Genomic DNA, 21,046 nt, shown 5'->3' on the forward strand with positions numbered 1-21,046 from the left:
TTTTGAACGGCGTCGGCAAGCTCATCGCCGCTGTACAGGAGCGACGAGCGAGAGCGTCGAACTCATTTAGTCGATCAGGACTGTACCGGTCGCGCGCGTCAGCTCGACTTCCGCAAAGCAAGGCATACACCCCTTCGATGATCCATGTGTCGTCGGAATGATCGGTCCAGCGCAAATGATCGAGATCGTGAATCGGCTGTTGCTGATCATCATGAGACGTGACGCTCCGCTACCTAGTGCGTGTCACGCCGGCAGCGCCTACGAATTACGCCCCACTCGGAGGGGTGAACGAAAACCGCTTGAGTTCGTCGCGGTCATGCCAGCCGATGGCTCGCCAAAACGCTAGCCCGGCGCCGTTGTCCGCGAAAACGTCGATGTGAATCTTCTCGATCCCTTCTGCTGCGATGGCGGCGACCGTCCGAGCAACGAGGCCGCGCGCGACGCCCCGACGCCGGAATTGAGGGCTCACCGATACATGATACAGATAGCCGCGCCTTCCGTCGTGGCCGCCGAGCACGCAGCCCGCAAGCATTCCCTCTGCATCCGCAACAAAACTCATGCCGGGATTGCGAGCAAGAAATCTCGCGACACCGTCGACGCTATCGGAGCCGCTCATGCCGACGCCCTCTTGCCATAACAACGCCTCGACGAGGCTGTCGTAATCGTCGATTGTGAGAAGGCGGAACTGAAAGCCTGCCGAGATCATTGGTTTTCGGACGAGCCCTGCACGGTATTGGCAGTATGCCAAATGTTCAGAGAGCAAGCAAAACCCGGATCGATTATGAAAGTTCGCGGCAAGCCCGATCAACCGCCTTGAAAAGTATCACTTTTGATGAGGTGTATCGACCAGCGCGCGATCTTGCGCACGTCTGGATCGGGGTCGTCGACCGCGCCGGCAAGATAGGGCAGCGCCTCCGGCCGGCGAATTTCGCCGAGCGCCGCGGCTGCTTCCTTGCGCAGATTGCTGACGGGATGCGACAGCAACCCGCCGAGCGCGGGGATGGCGTCCGCTGTTGAAAGCCGCCCCAGGGCGCTTGCGGCCTTGAGCGCGACTTGCCAAGCGTCGTCCGATAGGGCGTCGATCAGCGCGCGCTCGGCCCCCGCCGCGCGGAGCTTCCCAGCAAGAACCGCCGCGGCCTCGCGCACTTGCCAATGCCCATCGGCAAGACCCGAGAAGAGCGCGTCGATCACCGCATCGGCGGGCGCGAAGGCGAGCGCCGACAGCGCCGCGCGCCTCACATCGACATCAGGGTCTGTCGCCGCCCCGAGCAAAGCCGGCAGCGCGTCGGCGCGCTTGAGGTAGGCGAGCGCGCCGATCGCCTCGCGCCGCACATGCGGGTCGGAATCGGCAAGCGCGTCGATCGCCACGGGAAAGGTCGCTCCGACGCGCAGATCGCGCAGCCCGCGCCAGACGGCGGCGCGCACGTCCGCGCGTGGATGGCCGATAAGCGCGAGCAGCGGCGTGGCCGCCTCGGGCGCGCGCAATTCGCACAGGCTGGCGCCGGCGGCAGCCGCGACGGACGAGTCCGCGTCGAGCAGAGCGTTTGCGAGCGCCTGCGCGACGGCAGGGCCGTCGAACTGCTCCAACCCCGCCGCCGCCGCGAGGCGCACGCCGGGATCGGGATCGCTCAGGGCGCGGATGAGAAGCGCTTCTCCATTCGCCTCGGCGCTTTCGGCAAGTTCGAGCATCGCCATGCGGCGCTCATCCGCGTCCGAACTTTTGAAACGCGCCTCGATGTCTTCGATATCGAGGCTCTGATCCTCGAAAATGCTGTCCCGCGCCATGACAATCACCGCAGCAGATAGGGGATCGAAACGCTCACCGCCTTGGTCGGGCAGTCGAGTTCGCATGGCAGGCAATACCAGCACTCGTCGTAACGCATATGCGCTTTGCCGGTCTCCGGATTGATCCACAGCACATCGAGCGGGCAGACGTCGATGCAAACCGTGCAGCCCTTGTCTGCAATGCACTTCTCCGCATCGATGTTGACCGGAAACTCGGAAGGGTTCTCCGCGAAGGACATCGGCGCCTCAACTGTGAGCGGGAATGCGAAGACGATGATAGGCGTCGCGCTCTGTCGTCTCGACTGGCACCACGTAGGGGTCGACCGGCCGCTTGCGGCAGGAGATGCCGCCGCGCTCATTCTTGTAGAGCTGGGTATGACAAAACCAGCTCTCGTCGTCTGTCTCAGGATGGTCGAGGCGATGGTGGTAGAGGCCCCAACGACTCTCGGTGCGGTAGAGTGAAGCGGCTGCGGCCATTTCCGCGCAGTCCAGAATCGAATGGACCTCGAGCGCGCGCATCAGCTCGTGCGCATCGCGCGCGGCGAGGCGCGGTAGGTCGGCGCGAAGTTCAGCGAAGCGCTTCTGCGCAATTTCATATTTGCGCGTCACTTTTGGCGGCTGCAGATAATCGTTGACGAAGCGCCGGATCTTGTATTCCACCTGATTGGGCGGCAGTCCGGTCTCGTTGCGCAATGGCGCGCGCGTTCGTTCCCGCTCGGCCTCCACCTGTGCGGCGCCATAGTCCGCAAGATCGACCTCATCTGCAAAGCTCGCGGAATGCTCACCGGCGATCGCGCCGTTGACGAAGGCGCCGAGCATGTAATTGTGCGGCACGCTCGCCATGTCGCCCGCCGCATAGAGGCCCGGGACGGTCGTGCGGGCAAACTCGTCGACCCAGACGCCCGACGCGCTGTGTCCGGAGCAAAAGCCGATTTCCGAAATATGCATCTCGACCATGTCTTTGCGGTAATTGGTTTTCCGACCCTTGTGAAACAGCCCGCGCGAGGGCCTTTCCACCTTGTGCAAGATGTTCTCGACCTCCGCGATGGTCTCCGGCGCAAGGTGATCGAACTTGAGAAAGACGGGACCTCCACCGCCCTGGAGTTCGCGATAGAACTCCAGCATCATCTGCCCCGACCAATAGTCGCATTCGATGAAGCGCGCGCCGCTGGCGTTCGCCGTATAGGCGCCAAAGGGCCCACCGACATAGGCGCAGGCCGGACCGTTATAGTCCTTGATCAACGGATTGATCTGGAAGCATTCGAGATTGGTGAGCTCCGCGCCCGCATGAAACGCCATTGCGTAACCGTCGCCCGAATTGGCGGGGTTCTCGTACGTTCCCCACAGATAGCCAGAGGCTGGAAGGCCTAGACGCCCGGCTGCGCCGGCCGCGAGAATGACCGCCTTGGCGCGAATGACGAGAATTTCAGCGCTCCGGCTGTTGATCGCGATGGCCCCTGCAATGCGGCCGTCGGCGCCGGTGAGCAGGCGCGTCGCCATGTAGCGGTTCGAGATCAGCACCTGCGCCTTGCGCAATTGCCGGTACAGGACCTTCTTGATCGACGCGCCCTCCGGCATCGGCAGCACGTAGGTTCCAAGATGATGAACCTTTTTGATGTCGTAGTCGCCATTCTCGTCCTTGAGGAATTTCACCCCCCATTGGTCGAGTTCACGGATCATGTCGAAGGAGCGCTCAGCGTAGGCAAGCAGCGCCTTCTGATAGACGATTCCGTCATTGGCGATGGTGATTTCCCGTACATATTGCTCGGGCGTGGCGAAGCCCGGCACGACGGCGTTGTTCAATCCGTCCATGCCGACGGCGATCGCCCCTGACCGCTTCACATTGGCTTTTTCGAGCAAAACGACTTTCAGCGCAGGGTTCGCAGTCTTGGCCTTGTAGGCTGCGAGGGGCCCCGCAGTCCCTCCGCCGATCACCAGAACATCGGCTTCGAAAATGGTCTCGGCGTCGTCGTTGGCCGTCACGCTGCACTCCCGCTGGCGCATCAGCCAAGCCGGCGGACGCGATCTTGTTGCTACTCTAAGGCATGTTAGTCTATATTACAGGTATGATTTCATCGAGTCCATCGGCAGTCCGCGCCGGACACGTCGAACTGCGCAATCTCACGGTCGCTTATCGTGGCGCGGCGGCGTTGCGAGATTTCGGGATCGCGGCGGAGCCGGGGCAATTCATCTGCTTTCTCGGCCCTTCGGGCTGTGGCAAATCCACCGCCTTGAATGCCATCGCCGGCTTTCTTCCCCCAACCTCCGGTGAGGTTCTTGTCGATGGCGCGCCGATCCGCGGGCCGGGCGCCGACCGTGGCGTCGTCTTCCAGCACTATTCGCTGTTTCCATGGAAGACGGCCGTGGCGAACATCGCCTTTGGTCTGCGCATGCGAGGGATCGGAAGCGCCGAAGCGCGACGGGCGGCGTACGAGTGGATCGATCGCGTCGGGCTATCCGGTTTCGCCGACCGCTATCCCCACACGCTCTCGGGCGGCATGCAGCAACGCGTCGCGATCGCGCGTGCATTGATCAACCGGCCCTCGGTCTTGTTGATGGACGAGCCATTCGGCGCGCTCGACGCGCAGGCGCGCGCGCTCATGCAGGAGTTGCTGCTCGATCTCTGGCGAGACGTCGGCGCCACTATATTCTTTGTCACCCATGATGTGGACGAAGCGATCTATCTGGCGGACAGAGTGATTGTCTTCAGCGCCGCGCCGGGGCGCGTCATACTCGATTTGCCCATCGACTTGCCGAGTCCCCGCCCCCCGGACATCTCCGCGAGCGGCCCCTTCAATGCGGCGAAGTTGCAGTGCCTCGAGCTGATTCGTCGCGAGGGTCGTCGGATCTTCGACCTGTCGGAGTCCGCTGCGTGACCGTCATGCAAGTCATACGCAGGGGAATCCGAGCCGATGAGCTTCGTCCCGCTGGTTCGAAAACGAATATCACCCCGGCGTGGCGCTGGAGCGTGAGAATTTTTTCTCTCGTGGCGCTTCTCGCGGCCTGGCAATATGCCTCCCTGTCGAAGGCGCACTTCTCCTTCCTCACCTTCGCCTTCACGCCCGCTCCGACGCAGGTGTTCGACTCGCTCCTCGAGCTTTCGCATTCGGGAAGGCTGCTGTCGCATGTCGAGGCCAGCCTCGCGCGCGTTCTCGCAGGCTATGCTCTCGCCTCTTTATTTGGAATCGCTCTCGGCGGCCTCGTTGCGCGCAGGCCCTTTTTTGAGGACGCGCTGCTGACGCCTCTCGAACTCCTGCGGCCGATTCCCGCGGTCGCCTGGATACCTCTTGCGATCCTGATGTTCCCGTCGTCCGAAGCGTCGATGGTTTTCATCACCTTCATGGGCGCGCTGTTCCCAATCTTGCTCAACACGATTCATGGCGTGCGGGACATTGACGCCCGGCTCATCGCATCCGCGCGCTCACTGGGCGCCGGCGGCGTCACTGTCGTCGTCGAAGTGGTGCTGCCAGGCGCCTTGCCGAGCATATTCACCGGCCTCGCGATCGGCATGGGAACGAGTTGGTTCTGCCTCGTGACCGCAGAGATGATTTCGGGCCAGTTCGGCGTCGGCTATTTCACCTGGGAATCCTACACCCTCCAGAATTACCCAGATATCGTCGCGGGCATGGCGATCATCGGCGTTCTCGGTTTCCTGAGCAGCGCCATCGTCAGACGGATCGGCTGCGCGCTCACACCATGGCGGGAAGAAAGCCAGTGATCGCGTCGCCTCGAAAGCACGGGTGAAATTGAAATGCGACTGCTTCGAATCTGCGGCATTCTTTCATGGATCCTTGCGACGCCGATGGGCGCGGCTGCGGAAACAATTCGCATCGCGATCGGAACGCAGGATACGACGATCAATTGCGCCGCGGGCGGACTACTGATTCGCGAACTCGATCTTCTGCGGCGCCATCTCCCGCATGACGGCAAGTATAAGGACGCGACATACGACATTCAGTGGAAGAATTTCTCGAGCGGCGCGCCGATCACGAATGAAATGGTCGCGGGCAAGCTCGATGTCGGCGTGATGGCCGACTTCCCCGGCGCGCTGAACGGCGTCGCCTTCAAGAAGGCCGGCAAAAGCAGCCGGTTCATCACGGTGCTGTCCGGCAGCATCCGCGGAAGCGGCAATGGCGTCGTCGTGCCGATCGCTTCGCCGGCGCAATCGCTCGCTGAGTTGAAGGGCAAGACGATCTCCGTGCCCTTTGCTTCGACAGCGCATGGCATGCTGCTGCGCGCTGTCGCTGATCTCGGCTGGGATCCGGGGCGCGACGTGAAGATCATCGCGCAGGCTCCCGAGGTCGCAGGTTCGGCGCTGCAAAGCGGGCAGATCGACGCGCACGCCGACTTCGTGCCTTTCGCGGAACTTTTTCCTGCGCGCGGCTTTGCCCGCAAGATCTTCGATGGCGCCCAGGCGGGCGTTCCGACTTTCCACGGCGCTCTCGTGGACTCTGATTACGCCGAGAAATATCCAGAGCTTGTCGTCGCCTATCTCCGCGCCGTCATCGACGCGAACAGGCTGTTGGCCGGCGAGCCGGAAAAATACAGCGAGTTGATCGCCAAGGCCACCGGCATCGACGCCCCTGTCGTCTATCTCTTTCATGGCCCACTCGGACTTCAGACACGCGACCTGACGTGGAAGAAGGAGTATCGACAGGATCTCGCGACCTCGATCGAAACGCTCAAGCTGTTGAAGCGCGCCGACACCGGCCTCGATCTCGAAACATTCATCGACGATAGATTTCTCCGCGCCGCTTTCAAGGCGTCTGGACTCGACTACGACACTGAGCTTGCGCACTACGCCTCGACGACGAGTGAGCTGATGACCGAAGTGAGCCTTTCCGCAGAGCTCTGGTTGGAGGGCGAGTCCAAAGTCCACCGCTATGCATCGCCGGACGCGGCGTTCGCCGCTCTGACCCAGTTCGAAACGCAAGGCAAGAAAATCCGCGCCGCCTATGCGCAGGACCGCAGCAACGGCATCAAGATATTTGCCAACCGCGCCTGGTATGTCGCCGCGTCATCAGGGCGGCTCGATGCGTTTTTCTCGAAAGCCGACGCGGAATCCTTCGCCGCGAAGTCGGGCGGAAAGGTGCAGGACTTCGACGCGATCCTTCAAAGTAAACCGAGCCCAACTCGGAGGCCAGGATGAGCCTGCAAAGCATTCCGACGCTTCGTGGCCCGGATATGCTATTGCGAGAATTTCGTGCAGGTGATGCGCGGGAGCGTTTCGAGCTCGGAAACGACCCCGCAATCATGCGAATGTTTGGAGTGGACCCGACTGACATCCCGGCGCTGACAGAGGCCGGCGTCCGCCGCTGGGTCGATGATTTGGCAAAGCATCCCCACGCCTGGGCGATCGAACACGAAGGGAGCTGGCTCGGCGAAATCAGGCTCGACAAAATGAACAAGCAGGATCGTCGCGCGCAATTGGCGATCGGGCTCTATGACCCACACAAGCTTGGGCGCGGTCTCGGCAGACAGGCAATACTTATCCTCCTTCGCTACGCCTTTGACGCGCTCGCCTTGCATCGCATCAGCGTGCGCGTCGTTTCCTACAACGCGCGAGCTATCGCCTGTTACCGCGCATGCGGCTTTGTAGAGGAAGGACGGGAACGCGAAGCGGCGCGCGTCGGCGACGAATGGCGCGATGATGTGATCATGGGACTTCTCGCGCACGAGTTCGATAGTTCGAAATCATTAAGCAAGTTCTCGGGGTCTGTCGCAAATTTTGCGTGAGTGCGAGACGCGCGACAGCGGGCCTCTCGAGGCTTGAACCGCATAGAGAAACCACAAAATCATATCCCTATCTCAGTCGTCCTGAACTCCCCCGGGCCCCAGCAGCGCCATTCAGTCCAGATGTGCGACGACAAGAAGACGCTTAATCTCGCCTGATTCAAAGGCACGCAAAAAGGCTGCGTAATCCTTGAAAACCACGCAACCGTTCGAGTCGCCTTTGGGCCCGAGCATATAAGTATGGGCGAGCAGGCCGGTGCGACCGAAGGTATTTGCGTCGCCAACAGGAACGAGACGTAGGGCCCGGACGCCATGAAAGGGCTGTTCCCTCAGCGTAATTTCGTAGGTGCTAGGCGGCGTTGCGCCGCGCATAGGTTCGTGAACAAAGCGAGGGTCATCAAGTCGCGCGCCGAGCCCTGAATGCGCCTCCAAGCGCTGGCCGTTCGGCAGATAAACTGTATGTGCGGCGATATCATATACGGCAGTGGCGAAGCCGAACCGTCTCAAAAGAAACGAATCGCCCTCTGGGGGTGCAATTTTGAGATTTGCCCGGCTGACCATGCGGTTGGATGCATCGGTCTGGTCAGATACAGCTCTTTCGGACGCGATACATCGGTCCGCCATTTTCACTGGGTATCCGAGGTCCCTCCACAGCTTGCAGCCATGGTCAGGAGCGAAGTGGGCGAGGAGGCCGAGCGTGAAAACGGCGCATGCGGCAATGGCGAGTCCTATTGAAGTTGCCGTGCGAAAGCGAACCTCGAACGCCTGTATTCCTGTCGCGAGTAAAACCAGAACGGCGGTGATCAAGAGACAAGAGGATAAATATTCCATCAGAGCTCACTTTAAAGCAGATGAATTTGGGCAAGCCTTGGTCGGCTCATGTTGCAACAGGCGGGAAAATATGATGGGTGAAGTTGCAACCAATCGGCGTCGACAGCCGTCTCCCCAAGTTTCATTTGAGAAGTGACATCCATCATGTGATGGGGTGGTGCAAGCGGCTTGTCGTCTCGATCTCAACGGGTGTCGGGCTATCATTTTTTTGTGCCAATTGGTTCGACCGCTGGACGCGGGCACGCTTGAAAATAGTCTACGGTCGGGTCAACGCAGATGCGAAGGCGCCTGGGGATTGTTGTCCGGATTGGTGTCGTGTTTCGAAAGCGAAACAATCAGCCCTTGTGCGACCAGCGGCGCAAGATCCGCCTCGAGTGCGTCGGCGCGGGCCTTGTCGTATACCTCGTCGCCATTGACATAGACTGCGAAGGACAGGGAATGCTTGGCCTTTTTCGACGGATCCTCGATCGTGGCCTTCGTCCATTTGTAGAGCGGGAAAGCATCAACGCTGCTCCGTTCCGCCTGCGTGACGTAATTGACGAAGGCGTCGTAGGTGCTGATGGCCGTCGCGCTATGACGGGCGAGAGCTTCTGCGATTGGCCTGAAGGCGGGATCATCCGGACGATGGCGCGCGCGGTCGGGCTGCTGCTCGTCGAGCCTGAAACGGATTTGATAGGCCCAGTGGGCGCTCATGTTGAGTCCTTTCGAAAGATTGCCCTCATGCGCGACTCTGCTCGACCGGGGCGCGAGACGGTGTGCGGCTGAACCAGTAAGAGGCGCTGTTGTAGTCGGATTGCCGCCGGCGCGATTGGAACATCGGCACGAAGAGCTGCACCCACCAGCGCTCCCTTCCGTATTCAAGGTCGTTCTCGACACCGGACGCCGGCGGATAGCGACGGGTGATCAGCGCCGTTCCAAACAAGACGTCCCAGAAGAAGAGTAGGTTTCCGAAGTTGCCGCGGTAATGACCGACGCCGTCCGCCTCGCTGAGCGCGTGATGGGCGAAATGCGTCGCCGGGGTGGAGATTGTCCGCTCCACGATCCAGGCGATGGGCGACAGACGAGGCGACCGATACAGATATTGATCCCAGCGCAATTCGCTGTGCGCGGCCGTGACCACGAGGAGCTTCACCAGCCCGTAGGCGACGGCGAAGGGTCCGGCGCCGAGAGAGACGAAGAAGGCGTTCGTCCAGATGTTCGGCATGAGGAAGGAATAGAGGAAGCCGTTCCGGAAGGTCATGCGTGCACCCATATAGGGCGCCGAATGATGGGCGCGGTGCCAAAGCCAAGTGTATTTGGTGTGGCCCAGCCGATGCCACCAATATTGAACCATGTCCTCCCCGATCAGATAAACGGGGATCCAGGCCACCCAGCTCAAGTGGCTGAACCTGTCCCGCCATTCCGGGACCAGCGCCGCGGCGCCGCCTAGGACCAGCGCGAAAACCGCCGGCCGGCTCGCCAGTGGAAAGGCGATCGAAGCGAGATCGAGCGTCGTTTCGTCTCTGTCGGCTTTCGACAGATCGAGCCGCCCGGCGGCGGCCTCGGCCACGCTGAGCAGCACAAGGATCACGAGCGCAGAGTGGTTGAGCAATGTGACGAGCAAGACCTGCCGCCTTTCCGCTGGATGTCGCCGACTCAGCCCGGCGCGAAGGGATGCTTGGCGGTGACGCGGGCCGAGAGGACAGATTTCGCCGACGGATCGCCCGCGAGCGCCCGCGCGATGGCCTCCTTCGTGGCGCGATAGTTGAAGTCCTGGATTTTCCTGTCGTCGGCGGCGTCCCAGTGAATGAAGACTCCGACAGAGATGAAGAGGTCTTCCGCCTGCTCGACCGGGATGATTCCCTCGGCGACCGAGTCCGCGACAGCCTTGGCGACGCCGTGCTGCGCCGGTCCGAACAGCTGGATCGCCTGACGGGCATTCTTGATGGTCACCTTGTTAAACAGGATTGTGTAGGGCTTGACGAGAAGGTTCGGCGCAATGACCGCGAGCAAGGTGGTGAAGCCGGGCTTATTGTTGACGAGCGCATTGGCGAAGGCCTTTTCGGCGGCGCTGCCGCGCGGGCCGATCAGGAGATGATATGCGCGACCTCATTGCCGTCGCCAACGAGGGCCTCGCCGACGCCAAGCTTCGAAAGCCCGGCGCTTTGCTGCGTCGTTTTGGGCGCGAAAATGCTGAGAAACTTGGTTAGAAGCGACATCAAGACCTCTACTTGGGCGAGTTGGCTGCGGGTGCGGGAAACGCGGTCGCACCCGCAGCTTTCCCCGGGAGGACGGCAAGGCCGTCTCCCCAGCGGTTTGCGTTCGCTGGATCAGTTGGCCGCGAACGGATGCTTCGCTTCGTTGCGCTTCGCGACGACTTCGGAAGCCTTCGGCTCGCCGGCGACCGCGCGCGCGATGGCCTCTTTCGTGGCCTGGTAGTTGTAGTCCTGGATCTTCTTGTCGTCATTTGCTTCCCAATGGATGAACACGCCCACCGAGATGAAAAGGTCGTCCGCCTCTTCGAGAGGAATGACGCCTTCGGCGACAGAGTCGGCGACGGCCTTGGCGACGCCATGCTGCGCCGGACCAAAGAGCTGCACCGCCTGCTTTGCGCCCTTGATGGTGACCTTGTTAAAAAGAATGGTGTTTGGCTTCGCGAGGAGATTGGGTGCGATCACGGCGAGCAGTGTCGTGAAGCCATCCTTGTTGTTGACGAGCGCATTGGCGAAGGCGAGCTCCGCCGCGGAGCCGCGCGGTCCAATCAGCAGATCGATGTGAGCAACTTCGTTCCCTTCGCCCACGAGGGACTCGCCGACGAGAAGCTTGTTGATTTTAGCCATGTAACAATCCTTTTGACGCGCCCGCCCCTCCGCGGGCCGTCATAATCATACCTAATTGGTAGAGATTAGCAACGGTGTCGACCAAGTAAAATTCATCCGTCCCGACGCACGTAGTCGTCGGCGCCGCCCCGATCGTCACCAATAGCGCCATGGCCTGCCGTAGACGCCGGGCCCCTGGGCGGGGCGGAATAGGAGGCGGCCCGCCGGTCGGCGGCGCGATCAAGGTCGGTGTCGAGCAGACACTTGGAAAAGCCGTCCGTTCTTGGCTGAAAGCCCTAAGACCGGTAGCGGGTTTCGTCCGCCGCGCGTCGTTGCGCAAGCCACTATCAGGAGGCTCAAGGCGATCACAAGGCGACGGTGGACTTCCTGCTGACGGCAAAGCGGGATCGCAAAGCGGCGTTGCGGTTCCTGCGCCGAGCGATCGGCAGAACGGCGCGCCGAAGATGATCACGATCGACAAGAGTGGCGCCAGCACCGCTGCGATCGAGAGCTACAATGCAGAGAACGAGGCGGACATCGAGATCAGGCGAAGGAAATATCTGAACAACATCGTCGAACAGGACCGCCGAGCGATCAAGCGGGTGGTGCGGCCGGCGCTGGGGTTCAAATCCTTTCGCTCGGCCGCAGCAACGCTCGCCGGCGTCGAGCTCATGCACATGATCCGAAAAGGGCAGTTGCAAACGACGGGCAAATTGCGCCCAGCAAAGCAGTTCTATGCTCTCGCGGCGTAAGCCGCGAGAGGCCCGCTGCCCTGCCTCTCGAGGCTTACGCAAAATTTACGACAGAACCCAAAATTTCCTGTGCTTTTTCGGTCGCCGCGAGTTCCGCGCTCATGCTGGAAGCCCGCCATCAATGATTATAGGACTATAACACACTATAAAAATACAGAAATAAATCTGAGGCCGCTGGGCCGTAATCCGTGAGGAAAGCGGAATATGCGAGAAAATACGGACTATGTGTGGTAAGCCCGTCTTGAATGCCTCAGTTCGGCGGATTAATATCATAGTCGATGAATAGATAAATAGATTGGGTAAGGCGAATAGGAATGCGTAGGAGATGGCTCGCGATCATCGGCGTCGCTGCGGTCGGCGGCGCCGCGCTATCGGTAACGGCTCTCCGCTCGGAAACGGATCAGCGACTTATCGGCGCCGCCGCCTTCAGCGACTGGCGCGCGGATGCGCCTGGCGCATGGCGGCGGATTGGCCCGCAAGATTTACCGCGCCCGCTCGCGAGCGAGCCCAAAGCGGAGCGCTCCCAGGTCGTTCCGCGGCCCGAGGGCGCTGCGCTCAAAACGCTCGTGGGTTTCGAGGCTGAAGTTTTCGCTTCTGGGCTGAACGGACCGCGCGTTCTTAAATTTGCGCCCAACGGCGATTTGTTCGTGACGGAGAGCAACGCCGGACGCGTGCGCGTGTTTCGAATGAAGGACGAAGATATCAAGCCCGCGCAAAGCGAGATTTTCGCCGCCGAGCTCGAGCGGCCCTACGGTGTCGCCTTCTATCCGCCCGGCCCCAACCCACAATATGTCTATGTTGGAACGGTCTCGAAGGTCGTGCGCTTCCCTTACAAGCAAGGGGACCTCAAAGCGGCCGGCCCCGCCGAAATCGTCGCCGGTCCGCTGCCGGCGGAAAGCGGCCACTGGACCCGCGACATTGCCTTCTCGCCCGATGGAAAGACGCTCTTCGTCGCGGTTGGGTCCAAGAGCAATGTCGCGGATGGCCATGTTCGTCCTTCCGTCGCGGAAGTCGCCGAACTCGAGGCCAAGAATGGCGTTGGCGCAAGCTCGGGGCCCGAACTCGATCGCGCCGCCGTGCTCGCTTTTGATCCCGATGGCGCAAACAAGCGAATCTATGCGACGGGCATCCGCAACTGTTCCGGCTTACGCTTGCGGCCGAAGTCCGAGGATCTCTGGTGCGTCGTCAATGAGCGCGACATGCTCGGCGACGACTTGCCGCCCGATTATGCGACGCGCGTGAAGCCGGGCGCCTTTTATGGATGGCCGTGGTATTACATCGGCGGCAATCCCGATCCGCGTCATCTCGGCGCAAGGCCGGATCTCGCAGACAAGGTCACGATACCGGACATTCTCCTGCAGCCTCATTCCGCCCCGCTCGGCCTCGCCTTTTACGATGGCGCGCAATTCCCGGCCGACTATAAAGGCGACGCGTTCGTGACGCTCCATGGTTCCTGGAATCGCGCCAAACGCACGGGCTACAAGGTCGTTCGTTTGAAGTTCAAAGATGGCGAACCGACAGGCGAATACCAGGATTTCCTGACGGGATTTGTCGTGGATGACACAAGGGTATGGGGGCGACCCGTCGATGCAACGGTCGCGCCCGACGGATCACTCCTCGTCAGCGAAGACGGGAACGGCGTCATCTTCAGAGTGCGCTACGTGGGCAGATGAGAGATGCTAATCGCTTCGTAAGGCTCGAGGGTGATGTCACATTAACTCGTTCAAGGCGTAGCGAAGCCTATCGGTCTCGATTTCAGCCAGGTAACGCCATGGATCTCCACTCAGCATCGCCCTGAGGCGATGCAGATGGATGGCAATGGCGGAGTGGCGAGAGGGACGGGCTGGAACGAACAGGTTGCGGAGCGCGGAGAAGACGTCTCCTTGTCGCTCGCGCCAAATCGCCAATTATGACTAGATGCGCGTGTTATGCGGATGCTACGCACGACGGGGCTTTCTGGAGCTTTCTCGATGCGTGAAGGGCTCGATAGGCTTCTCGAGGGAACCGGTCTGTCCTATCGCTTCGAGGGGCCGGACGAAAAGGCGGCGTCGATCATTCTCGCGCAGATCCAGGCCCTGCCGCCGATTGACGTTGGCGCGACGAAGCGGACGGACGTCGAGACGACGAATCCTGACGACAAGAAGGCCTATAGCGCCGACTGCGGCGCTATCACCTAAGGAACGGGGACCTACACGGCGCCGCTCGTGACGGTCGCCGGCAAGGCGCCGCTGCCCATGTCAAGGACAAGTCAAGGCTGCATGAGCGTGTGTTGTAAAGAAAAGTTTCTTTCAGAGATATCCTTCAGCAGATGTTTTGTGGCCGGCGTCACGATCGCGATGAAGTAGGACTCTCGAAGTCGCCGACTGTAGATCGAGCCGCGTAGATAGGCGCTGGAGCCGGCATGCAGCATCAGCGCCTGAGTTGCATCGAGAGCAAGACGGGAGCCTTCGAGCCGCGCCTCGAGAACTCGCCGTAGATATTCGGGGGCCTGCTCCGAAGGCGTTTCAGCGAGCGTCATGATCTCGTGCTCCATCGCATCGACGAACTCGTCCAGCGATGCCGGGCCAATCGGCAAATAGGCGTTCACGGCCCGTACACGCGAGGGCAGGGCGCGCATCAAATCGGCGCAGTTGCGGACGAGCCCAATGGTCATGCCCGTTTGCAGCAGGAGAAAGCCTGGCTTGATCCGCTTGGCGAACCGGGTCAATGAGTCAGACAATACCATTTCATCGGGAATTAAAGCGTTCTTGAAGCCAACGGCCCGCGTTGCGGTCCCTTCCAGCGCAATGAATTGCGCCCCTTTACGGCTTTCGACGCCATCGAAACCAAGACGGGCGATCGCCGTAACAACCGTGGCGCCCGCTTCGAAACAGAAGCCAAAATAATGGCCGTCTTCCAAATTCGACACCCAAGGCAAAACACCGTCCACGCGATAGCCGCCATCGACCCGACGCCCTTTGAGCCTTAGCGGCTCTACACCCGAAAGCGCCTTCATCGGGTTTGAGAGCCCAGTCCCGCCGAGAGCGGCGCCCGACGCAGCGTCTGCCTGCAAGCGTGCGCGCAAGCCGAGGTTCTCTGAGTTTTGCAGATACCAGCCAAAAGCATCCTGACACCAGACGCAGAAGGCGGTCGAGAGACAGGCCTCCGCGACTGAGCTCATCGCACGGATAGCGGCTTGGAGATTAATCGCATGGTCTTCGCCGAAACCGTCATGATGCTGGGCGAAAGCGCCGGCCAATCCGAGATTCTTGAGGACATGCGCTGGATAAAGGCCGTCCTCGTCAATCCGCGCGGCAAGGGGGCGCAAGTCGGATTGGACGATTGCCTTCACGCGCCCGAGCATGCTGCTTTGGTTCGACACGCCTATAGGAGACGTCGATAGTTCAGCGAGACTCATGACTCGGCCTTTTCCGTTCGCGTGACCGAGAGGGCTACAGGCTTGGAGATGGTGTTTGCGACCGGCGACCATTTCTGTGCGTGAGCTATCAGGGCGTCGAGCGTTTCCTTTGGAGCGTCTGCGTCAAAGGAAACTGCTACGCGGATTGCGTCGAAGCCGACGGGCTTGGGCGTAGTGTCGCCCGTTCCCCACACCGAAGTGATGTTGATGTCGGCTTCAAGATCGAGCGCAAGGGAGCGCACCACGACGCCATTGGCGACGGCGTTGGCGTGAATGCCCACGGCGAGACAAGAGCCGAGCGCGGCGAGCAACGCTTCCGAGGGGTTGGGGGCAGTGTCGTCGCCCAGAAGGGTGGGCGGTTCGTCGACGATGTGCGGCGGGAGATCTCGAATGAAATTCAGATGGCGGAAACGGCCTTCGGCGACAGTGCGGCATTTGACCGTCTTGATGGCCGCGGGATTGGTCTTGCCGGCCGCGATGAGGGCGTCGAGCCCATCCTTGCTGATCGGCGCCAGGCAGGAAGTGAGAACGGGGGCGTCGTTGCTCATGTAGAAAGCGATCCTTTTGTTCGTGTCAGTCGTGGTTGGTCCAGGAGACGCGGGCGATGGCGGCAAGCAGGAGCGCGTCAAGCAAGAAGCCAATGAGGCCGATCAGGACGACCGTCGCCGCGAGGCGATCGTATTCAAGGGTGTCGCGCGCATCGTTGATCGCGTAGCCAAGCCCACTCGTCACGCCAAGATATTCGGCGGGAACAAGCACGATCCAGGCGACGCCGAGCGCGAGTCGCAGACCGGTGAGCACATCCTGCGCCACCGCCGGAACGATGACGGCGCGTAGGATTTGCCATCTGCCCGCGCCAAGATTATGCGCGAGGCGGAACCAATCGGGGTCGAGCTTGCGCAGGCCATGCGCGGTCGAGAAAATGATCGGCCAGACTGAGGCCGCGAAGATGAGGAATACGATTGCCGCGTTCCAAGTCGAAAAGGCGAGAATGGCGATCGGCATCCAGGCGAGCGGGCTTACCATGCGCAAAAGCTGGAAAGGGAGATGCGTCGCCCTGCGAAAGAGCGCGCTGCTGCCCACGAGCACGCCGACCGGCGATCCTGCCGCAAAGGCGATCAGGAGGCCGAACGCAATGCGTCCAAGGCTCGGAACCGCGGCGGCCATCGCGGAGCCGTCGCGCAGCATGTCGTAAAGACGGCTCAGGGCGGGCGCCGGCGCGAAGCCGGCGAAAGCGGCGGTCGATGGATTGCGCGCGATCAGCCAACCTCCGAACGCCCACAGGCCCAAAAGAAGCGCGAGTCCGCTCAGTTCGACGAGCACTCGCGCTAAACGCGCGCCGATGGCGCGCCGGCGCCGCAAGTCGCGCGGCCTTTCGAGGAAGCTCACGGCTACGGCGCTCATAGCGCGAGAACCTCCTGCCGGCTGAAGGGGTCGCCGCTCGAGACACTCCGGTCGCGCTTCCAATCCGGGTAACGCTCCAGCGCCTTTTTGACGAGGGCGTAATCGACGAGGTCCTTGGCGACGAAATCCGGGTCGAGTTTATCCAGGAAGGCTCGTTCGCCTTCGATTTTTGCTTCCTTTAGCTGCTGGACGATCAGGCGCGTCGCAGAAGGATATGGCCAGGGCTGGAAATCGATCCGACCGTTGCCCCAATCGCGATGTCGGATAACCTCCTTGTAGGCAGGCTCTTGCGCATAGGCGGTCACGGCGCGCCTTACGACTTTCGCCGGCGGCGGCAGATAGCCGGCGCCGTCGCGGGAGAGGAGCTGGGCCACCTCTTCCTTGTTCTGCGAGGCGTAGATTTCCGCTCGCACGATGGCGTTAACGGTCTTCTGCGCCCATTCCGGCCGCTTCTCTATCAGCGGCTGCAACATGGCGACGACGCAACAAGGGTGATTTTTCCAAATGTCGCCGGTAAAGCGCAGCACGCGCCCACCAGCGTTGAGCTCGCCCAACGCGTCGAAAGGCTCGGCGACAATATAGCCGTCGATCTTCTTGGCGGCGAGCGCTGGCGGCATGTCCGGCGGCTGCAAGATTTGAAGATTGACTTCCTTGGGGCCGAGCACCGCGCTCTGGGGCTTTATGACAGGCGTGAGGCCGCTTTTGCGTAGGGCATATTGCAGCACGATATTGTGCATTGAATACCAGAACGGCACAGCGAGCTGCTTACCGGCGAGATCTGTAAAGCTCTGCACCCCGCCGTCGCCCTGCACGACAAGCGCTGAGCCGTTTGTGTGCGCCCAGGCCACAACCTTCACGGGCACATGGCTGCCGTAGCGCAGCCAGAGCGCGGTCGGCTTGAGAAGATGCACGAGGTTGAAGCGTCCCGCGGTGAAACCTTCGATAAGAGGCGCCCAGCCGCGAATGAGCTCCGGCTTGGCGACCTTGAGTCCTTCCTCTTCGAAATAGCCCTTGGCGTGGGCGACAAGCAGCGGCGTCGCGTCCGTGATCGGCAGATAGCCGATGCGCAGCGTGTCGTCGTCGCTTTCGGCCGCACGCGTTGTTTTTGGCAGGCCCGCCAGTAGCGCCGCAAGACCGCCCATGGCGAGGCGATCGAGCACATGACGGCGCGACACGCCAGCTCCGGCAGCGTAGTTGAGATCATACTGATCGCAGGATTGGCACATATCGTTTTTCGTCTCTCGTCAGGCGCTGAGCGCTAAGGGAAAGGTGGCGGGTTCCAACGCGTTGATAAGCTGCGCACGGAGGGTGGCGCGCGCTTCGGCGTCCATGTCGGGTGGGATGTCGAATTCGGCGACGATGCGCCCGGGATCCGCCGACATCGCCACGACGCGCGTGGCCAGATCGAGAACGTCGTCGACGTCGTGCGTGACGAGAGTCATGGCGAAGCCGAATGCGACTTGCGTCTCGCGCAACTGGCGGCGCAGATCGCTGCGCGTCAACGGATCGAGAGCGGAAAAAGGCTCATCGAGCAGAAGAACATCGGGGTCGATCGCGAGCGAGCGCGCGAGCGCCACGCGCTGCTGCTGTCCGCCCGAGAGTTCGCGCACATTCGTGTTCGCGTGTTCTGCAAGGCCCACCTGCGTGAGCAACGCCTCGACGCGGCCCGGCGCCTCGCGGGCTCTTCCATCGAAGCGTAGCGCAAGAGCGACGTTGCCCGTGACGTCGAGCCAGGGAAAGAGGAGAGGGCGCTGGAACATCAGCGTGCGGCGGATGGGCCGCGTGGCGTAGCGCCGCTCGGCGAGCCGAATCTCTCCGCTCGTTGGATGCGCGAGGCCCGCCATGATCTGCAGCAGTGTGGACTTTCCGCAGCCGCTGCGGCCAATGACGGCAAGCCGTTCGCCTTGCGCCACCCGCAGGCTGAGGTCGGCAAGGACCGGCGCGCGATGGTAGCCATAGCGGTGGGTGACGCGTCTGACGTCGATGAGCGGAAGAGGGATCACGAGCGGCTCCTTTCGCAGATAGACTACAAAATTTATAAAGAATATCAATTCTATTGTTTGTTGCATCGAAATGTGATGCAATAGGCTGAAATTAAATGGCATGAGGCACACGACTTGCACCAAGTTAGAACGGATGGTCTAGAAAAAATGGAAAACAGACGATCTTCGCGCAAACTCACGAGCCGGGTGTCGCCCACAGCGGCAAAGCGCGATGTCCGCGCTCGATCAGGCGGGAAGTCCGCGCCAGTCGCGAAAGCGAAGGCGAACAAGCGGCTGCTCGAGGCTGCAATTGGGCTCTGCTGCCGAAAGGGAATCGCCGCGACAAGCGTCGACGAGATCATCGACGCCTCGGGCGTTGCGCGCATGACGCTGTACAATCGCTACGGCTCGAAGGACGCGTTGATCCACGCGGCGCTCGCCCATGAAGCAAGCGTCTGGCGCGCTTGGTTCTTTACGAGACTTGCGGAGACGCGGGGCGCTCCGCGCGAGAAGCTGCTCGCTTTCTTCGACATTATGGAAGAGTGGTTTCGGCGCGACGATTATCTTGGTTGCGCGCTCATGAACGCGGCGATGGAGAGCCGTAATACGGACGAGAAGCTCGCTGAGATCATACGCAATCACAAGAGCCACGTGTTAGAGCAGTTGCGCGCGCTCGTCGCAGCGGCGGGTGTCGAGGACGTCGAGTTGCTCACGCAGCAGTTCGATCTTCTGATGGACGGCGCGATTGTGAAGGCCGCGATCAAGAAGACCTCAGCGCCGGCGATGGAGGCGAAAAAGATCGCCGCCGCTTTGCTACCGGAGGGTGAGCGCTTGCGCAAACACGCTGCCGACGAGCGTTGCATTCGTGCAACGATCGCGACGCAAGAGACTTAAGCTTGGAATTATTTCTATACGAAACCGTCTAATAACGATTTGCCCATGACCACAGACTATTGATATTTCATCAGAATGAAGCTAGTCCGCTGTCGCTGCGGTAATCTTGATAAAACTTATAGAGTAAATGCAGAGTGATCCGTGTTCGGCCCTTCAACGTTTGGCCAGCGTGAGCGGGCTGCCGAGCGTCGTCTTTCGGAAAACATGGATACGAGGTTGGAATGACTGTTCGTGTAGAAGCGCCCGCAAAAGCCGTTTGGCGACTGCGGAGCCTACTGCTCGCCCTCTCCGCAGCATCACTTTGCGCAACAAACGCCTTGGCGGCAGAACCGCGCAAAAGCATCGAGCAGAAAAGTGCGACCGCAGCACCCGCCACTTCAGCGCCGCGACCTCCGGCGCCGATGGGCGTGTTCGGCGCCGATATGCCGGCGAAAGGCAGGTTCGTCCTGGCGATCGCGCCGATTTGGGCGAATCTCTCCGGCCAACTGATCGGCACGCAGACCGTTAGCTCGCAATATATCGTCGCCAACACCCCCTGGTGGGTCGATCCGTCGAAAAAGCTGCGCCTCGTCCCTCAGAACATTGCGCTGGCTACCCAGACGGGCGTGATCTCCTATGGTCTCACCGACGATCTCGCCGTCGTCATCACCGCGTCGATAGCCGAGAAGCGGCTCGAAGCCCTGACCTTCAAGGGCCCTTCCGGGATCACGCCGCTCGGCAGAAGTTACCCCGATACGTTTGGATTTTCAGATTTCACAACCAGCGCGATCTACAAAGTCTACCAGGACCCGGTGCATCGCGTGCAGGTCAATCTCGGTTTCGCCTATCCCTTCAGCTTCAACACCGCGCGCTTCGATCTCTTGCAGGCCGACGGAACCGTGCCGAACATTCGCGCCTTCTACGGCATGCAGCCGGGCAGCGGCACGTTCGATATTATGCCGGGCGTCGTTTACGCAGGCAATATCGACAAATGGTCCTGGGGCCTGTCCTATCGCGCACGCTTGCCGCTTGCCAGAAATTCCCAAAATTGGCGCTTTGGCGATCTGCATGAATTCAACGGCTGGGTGGGTTACACGCTGATCCCGAGCGTCATGACCACGTTCCGCGTAAACGGCGCCACCCAATCCCAGATTTCGGGTTTCGACCCCGAAATTACGGGCCGCGCCGTGCCGACCAACCCGGCCTTCTATGGCGGTCAGCGCGTGGAGCTGTTCGGCGGCGGCGTGTTGAATGGCAAACTCGTGGGATACGACGCGGCATCGATCGCTTTCGAAGCCGGACTGCCAGTCTATCAAAATCTCAACGGTCCGCAGATCAAGAAGAATTGGCAGGCGGGTTTCTCATTCCGTCTTCGCATCTGAGCCAGTGTAAGGGCGACGTCGGGAGGGGAGGCGGGTGCGCTCGCGTGCTCTGAGTCGACGAGAGCATCGACGCGGCGCGCTGGGGCGACGATCCAGAAGCGCCAGAATT

General features: G+C 61.1%; 20 protein-coding genes and 3 pseudogenes. 9 read left to right on the top strand and 14 right to left on the bottom strand.

The window, feature by feature from the left end; all coding sequences use genetic code 11:
- Positions 1–265: 265 nt before the first annotated feature.
- The 4 genes from QMG84_RS18235 to QMG84_RS18250 are packed head-to-tail and all read right to left on the bottom strand — an operon-like array spanning position 266 to position 3,768.
- Positions 266–808, bottom strand: a complete 543-nt coding sequence (locus tag QMG84_RS18235) for a GNAT family N-acetyltransferase (protein WP_281932400.1) — start codon at positions 806–808, stop codon at positions 266–268.
- Positions 805–1,785 (bottom strand): HEAT repeat domain-containing protein, encoded by a 981-nt coding sequence (locus tag QMG84_RS18240; protein ID WP_281932401.1) that lies wholly within the window; start codon positions 1,783–1,785, stop codon positions 805–807. Before QMG84_RS18240 ends, QMG84_RS18235 begins: the two co-directional genes overlap by 4 nt.
- Positions 1,786–1,790: 5 nt before the next feature.
- Positions 1,791–2,024: a 4Fe-4S dicluster domain-containing protein gene (locus QMG84_RS18245; RefSeq protein ID WP_202073307.1), complete on the bottom strand. Its 234-nt coding sequence runs from the start codon at positions 2,022–2,024 to the stop codon at positions 1,791–1,793.
- A 7-nt stretch (positions 2,025–2,031) separates the two neighbouring features.
- Entirely contained in the window at positions 2,032–3,768 is a 1,737-nt protein-coding gene (locus QMG84_RS18250) for a fumarate reductase/succinate dehydrogenase flavoprotein subunit (RefSeq protein ID WP_281932404.1), read from the bottom strand.
- Between the two features lie 83 nt (positions 3,769–3,851).
- Between QMG84_RS18250 and QMG84_RS18255 the strand changes: the two genes are divergently transcribed.
- The 4 genes from QMG84_RS18255 to QMG84_RS18270 all read left to right on the top strand — a co-directional run bounded on the left by QMG84_RS18255 (position 3,852) and on the right by QMG84_RS18270 (position 7,521).
- Positions 3,852–4,661, top strand: coding sequence for an ABC transporter ATP-binding protein (locus QMG84_RS18255; protein WP_281932405.1), 810 nt, complete (start codon positions 3,852–3,854; stop codon positions 4,659–4,661).
- Between the two features lie 92 nt (positions 4,662–4,753).
- The gene (locus tag QMG84_RS18260) at positions 4,754–5,503 is read left to right on the top strand and encodes an ABC transporter permease (protein WP_350356525.1); all 750 of its coding nucleotides are present in this window, start codon (positions 4,754–4,756) and stop codon (positions 5,501–5,503) included.
- 33 nt (positions 5,504–5,536) lie between these two features.
- Positions 5,537–6,934: an ABC transporter substrate-binding protein gene (locus QMG84_RS18265; RefSeq protein WP_281932407.1), complete on the top strand. Its 1,398-nt coding sequence runs from the start codon at positions 5,537–5,539 to the stop codon at positions 6,932–6,934.
- A gap of 35 nt (positions 6,935–6,969) precedes the next feature.
- Complete coding sequence (locus QMG84_RS18270) at positions 6,970–7,521, top strand: GNAT family N-acetyltransferase (RefSeq protein WP_281932492.1); 552 nt, start codon at positions 6,970–6,972, stop codon at positions 7,519–7,521.
- A gap of 111 nt (positions 7,522–7,632) precedes the next feature.
- On the opposite strand, the pseudogene QMG84_RS18275 reads toward QMG84_RS18270, so the two are convergent.
- The 5 genes and pseudogenes from QMG84_RS18275 to fae (QMG84_RS18295) form a co-directional block, all read right to left on the bottom strand.
- A pseudogene (locus tag QMG84_RS18275) lies at positions 7,633–8,010 on the bottom strand (DUF2778 domain-containing protein); the annotation flags it as partial.
- A gap of 606 nt (positions 8,011–8,616) precedes the next feature.
- Positions 8,617–9,042, bottom strand: a complete 426-nt coding sequence (locus tag QMG84_RS18280; RefSeq protein WP_281932408.1) for a hypothetical protein — start codon at positions 9,040–9,042, stop codon at positions 8,617–8,619.
- Between the two features lie 25 nt (positions 9,043–9,067).
- Positions 9,068–9,952 (bottom strand): sterol desaturase family protein, encoded by an 885-nt coding sequence (locus tag QMG84_RS18285; protein WP_281932410.1) that lies wholly within the window; start codon positions 9,950–9,952, stop codon positions 9,068–9,070.
- A gap of 32 nt (positions 9,953–9,984) precedes the next feature.
- Positions 9,985–10,550, bottom strand: a pseudogene (gene fae / locus QMG84_RS18290) (formaldehyde-activating enzyme).
- Between the two features lie 108 nt (positions 10,551–10,658).
- Positions 10,659–11,168, bottom strand: coding sequence for a formaldehyde-activating enzyme (gene fae, locus QMG84_RS18295; protein ID WP_202073297.1), 510 nt, complete (start codon positions 11,166–11,168; stop codon positions 10,659–10,661).
- A gap of 354 nt (positions 11,169–11,522) precedes the next feature.
- Between fae (QMG84_RS18295) and QMG84_RS18300 the strand changes: the two are divergent.
- The 3 genes and pseudogenes from QMG84_RS18300 to QMG84_RS18310 form a co-directional block, all read left to right on the top strand.
- Positions 11,523–11,899 (top strand): annotated as a pseudogene (locus tag QMG84_RS18300) (DDE-type integrase/transposase/recombinase); the annotation flags it as partial.
- A gap of 314 nt (positions 11,900–12,213) precedes the next feature.
- Positions 12,214–13,572 carry a PQQ-dependent sugar dehydrogenase gene (locus QMG84_RS18305; protein ID WP_281932412.1) on the top strand — a complete coding sequence of 453 codons (1,359 nt, stop codon included), beginning with the start codon at positions 12,214–12,216 and terminating at the stop codon, positions 13,570–13,572.
- 297 nt (positions 13,573–13,869) lie between these two features.
- Complete coding sequence (locus QMG84_RS18310; protein WP_281932414.1) at positions 13,870–14,076, top strand: STN domain-containing protein; 207 nt, start codon at positions 13,870–13,872, stop codon at positions 14,074–14,076.
- Positions 14,077–14,147: 71 nt separating this feature from the next.
- Here the strand turns inward: QMG84_RS18310 and QMG84_RS18315 are convergent, their stop codons facing one another.
- The 5 genes from QMG84_RS18315 to QMG84_RS18335 are packed head-to-tail and all read right to left on the bottom strand — an operon-like array spanning position 14,148 to position 18,703.
- Positions 14,148–15,296, bottom strand: a complete 1,149-nt coding sequence (locus QMG84_RS18315; RefSeq protein ID WP_281932415.1) for an acyl-CoA dehydrogenase family protein — start codon at positions 15,294–15,296, stop codon at positions 14,148–14,150.
- The gene (locus QMG84_RS18320) at positions 15,293–15,844 is read right to left on the bottom strand and encodes an OsmC family protein (protein ID WP_281932417.1); all 552 of its coding nucleotides are present in this window, start codon (positions 15,842–15,844) and stop codon (positions 15,293–15,295) included. Before QMG84_RS18320 ends, QMG84_RS18315 begins: the two co-directional genes overlap by 4 nt.
- Positions 15,845–15,869: 25 nt before the next feature.
- Positions 15,870–16,700: an ABC transporter permease gene (locus QMG84_RS18325; protein WP_281932418.1), complete on the bottom strand. Its 831-nt coding sequence runs from the start codon at positions 16,698–16,700 to the stop codon at positions 15,870–15,872.
- Positions 16,697–17,926, bottom strand: a complete 1,230-nt coding sequence (locus QMG84_RS18330) for an ABC transporter substrate-binding protein (RefSeq protein WP_281932420.1) — start codon at positions 17,924–17,926, stop codon at positions 16,697–16,699. The genes QMG84_RS18325 and QMG84_RS18330 overlap by 4 nt, the downstream gene beginning before the upstream one ends.
- Positions 17,927–17,944: 18 nt before the next feature.
- Entirely contained in the window at positions 17,945–18,703 is a 759-nt protein-coding gene (locus tag QMG84_RS18335; protein WP_281932422.1) for an ABC transporter ATP-binding protein, read from the bottom strand.
- 186 nt (positions 18,704–18,889) lie between these two features.
- Here QMG84_RS18335 and QMG84_RS18340 point away from each other — a divergent pair, with 186 nt between their 5' ends.
- Both QMG84_RS18340 and QMG84_RS18345 read left to right on the top strand, forming a co-directional pair.
- The gene (locus tag QMG84_RS18340; protein ID WP_281932425.1) at positions 18,890–19,576 is read left to right on the top strand and encodes a TetR/AcrR family transcriptional regulator; all 687 of its coding nucleotides are present in this window, start codon (positions 18,890–18,892) and stop codon (positions 19,574–19,576) included.
- Between the two features lie 401 nt (positions 19,577–19,977).
- The gene (locus QMG84_RS18345) at positions 19,978–20,937 is read left to right on the top strand and encodes an alpha-amylase (RefSeq protein WP_281932427.1); all 960 of its coding nucleotides are present in this window, start codon (positions 19,978–19,980) and stop codon (positions 20,935–20,937) included.
- Positions 20,938–21,046 lie beyond the last annotated feature (109 nt).

The sequence above is a fragment of the Methylocystis iwaonis genome (assembly GCF_027925385.1).
Lineage (GTDB): Bacteria > Pseudomonadota > Alphaproteobacteria > Rhizobiales > Beijerinckiaceae > Methylocystis > Methylocystis iwaonis.

Bases quoted from the DNA above. Each gene is read 5' to 3' on its own strand.
- QMG84_RS18310 (WP_281932414.1), top strand. From the start codon at position 13,870: ATGCGTGAAGGGCTCGATAGGCTTCTCGAGGGAACCGGTCTGTCCTAT.
- QMG84_RS18240 (WP_281932401.1), bottom strand. From the start codon at position 1,785: ATGGCGCGGGACAGCATTTTCGAGGATCAGAGCCTCGATATCGAAGAC.
- QMG84_RS18280 (WP_281932408.1), bottom strand. From the start codon at position 9,042: ATGAGCGCCCACTGGGCCTATCAAATCCGTTTCAGGCTCGACGAGCAG.
- QMG84_RS18245 (WP_202073307.1), bottom strand. From the start codon at position 2,024: ATGTCCTTCGCGGAGAACCCTTCCGAGTTTCCGGTCAACATCGATGCG.
- fae (WP_202073297.1), bottom strand. From the start codon at position 11,168: ATGGCTAAAATCAACAAGCTTCTCGTCGGCGAGTCCCTCGTGGGCGAA.
- QMG84_RS18330 (WP_281932420.1), bottom strand. From the start codon at position 17,926: ATGTGCCAATCCTGCGATCAGTATGATCTCAACTACGCTGCCGGAGCT.
- QMG84_RS18325 (WP_281932418.1), bottom strand. From the start codon at position 16,700: ATGAGCGCCGTAGCCGTGAGCTTCCTCGAAAGGCCGCGCGACTTGCGG.
- QMG84_RS18270 (WP_281932492.1), top strand. From the start codon at position 6,970: ATGCTATTGCGAGAATTTCGTGCAGGTGATGCGCGGGAGCGTTTCGAG.
- QMG84_RS18265 (WP_281932407.1), top strand. From the start codon at position 5,537: ATGCGACTGCTTCGAATCTGCGGCATTCTTTCATGGATCCTTGCGACG.
- QMG84_RS18345 (WP_281932427.1), top strand. From the start codon at position 19,978: ATGGGCGTGTTCGGCGCCGATATGCCGGCGAAAGGCAGGTTCGTCCTG.
- QMG84_RS18255 (WP_281932405.1), top strand. From the start codon at position 3,852: ATGATTTCATCGAGTCCATCGGCAGTCCGCGCCGGACACGTCGAACTG.
- QMG84_RS18320 (WP_281932417.1), bottom strand. From the start codon at position 15,844: ATGAGCAACGACGCCCCCGTTCTCACTTCCTGCCTGGCGCCGATCAGC.
- QMG84_RS18315 (WP_281932415.1), bottom strand. From the start codon at position 15,296: ATGAGTCTCGCTGAACTATCGACGTCTCCTATAGGCGTGTCGAACCAA.
- QMG84_RS18305 (WP_281932412.1), top strand. From the start codon at position 12,214: ATGCGTAGGAGATGGCTCGCGATCATCGGCGTCGCTGCGGTCGGCGGC.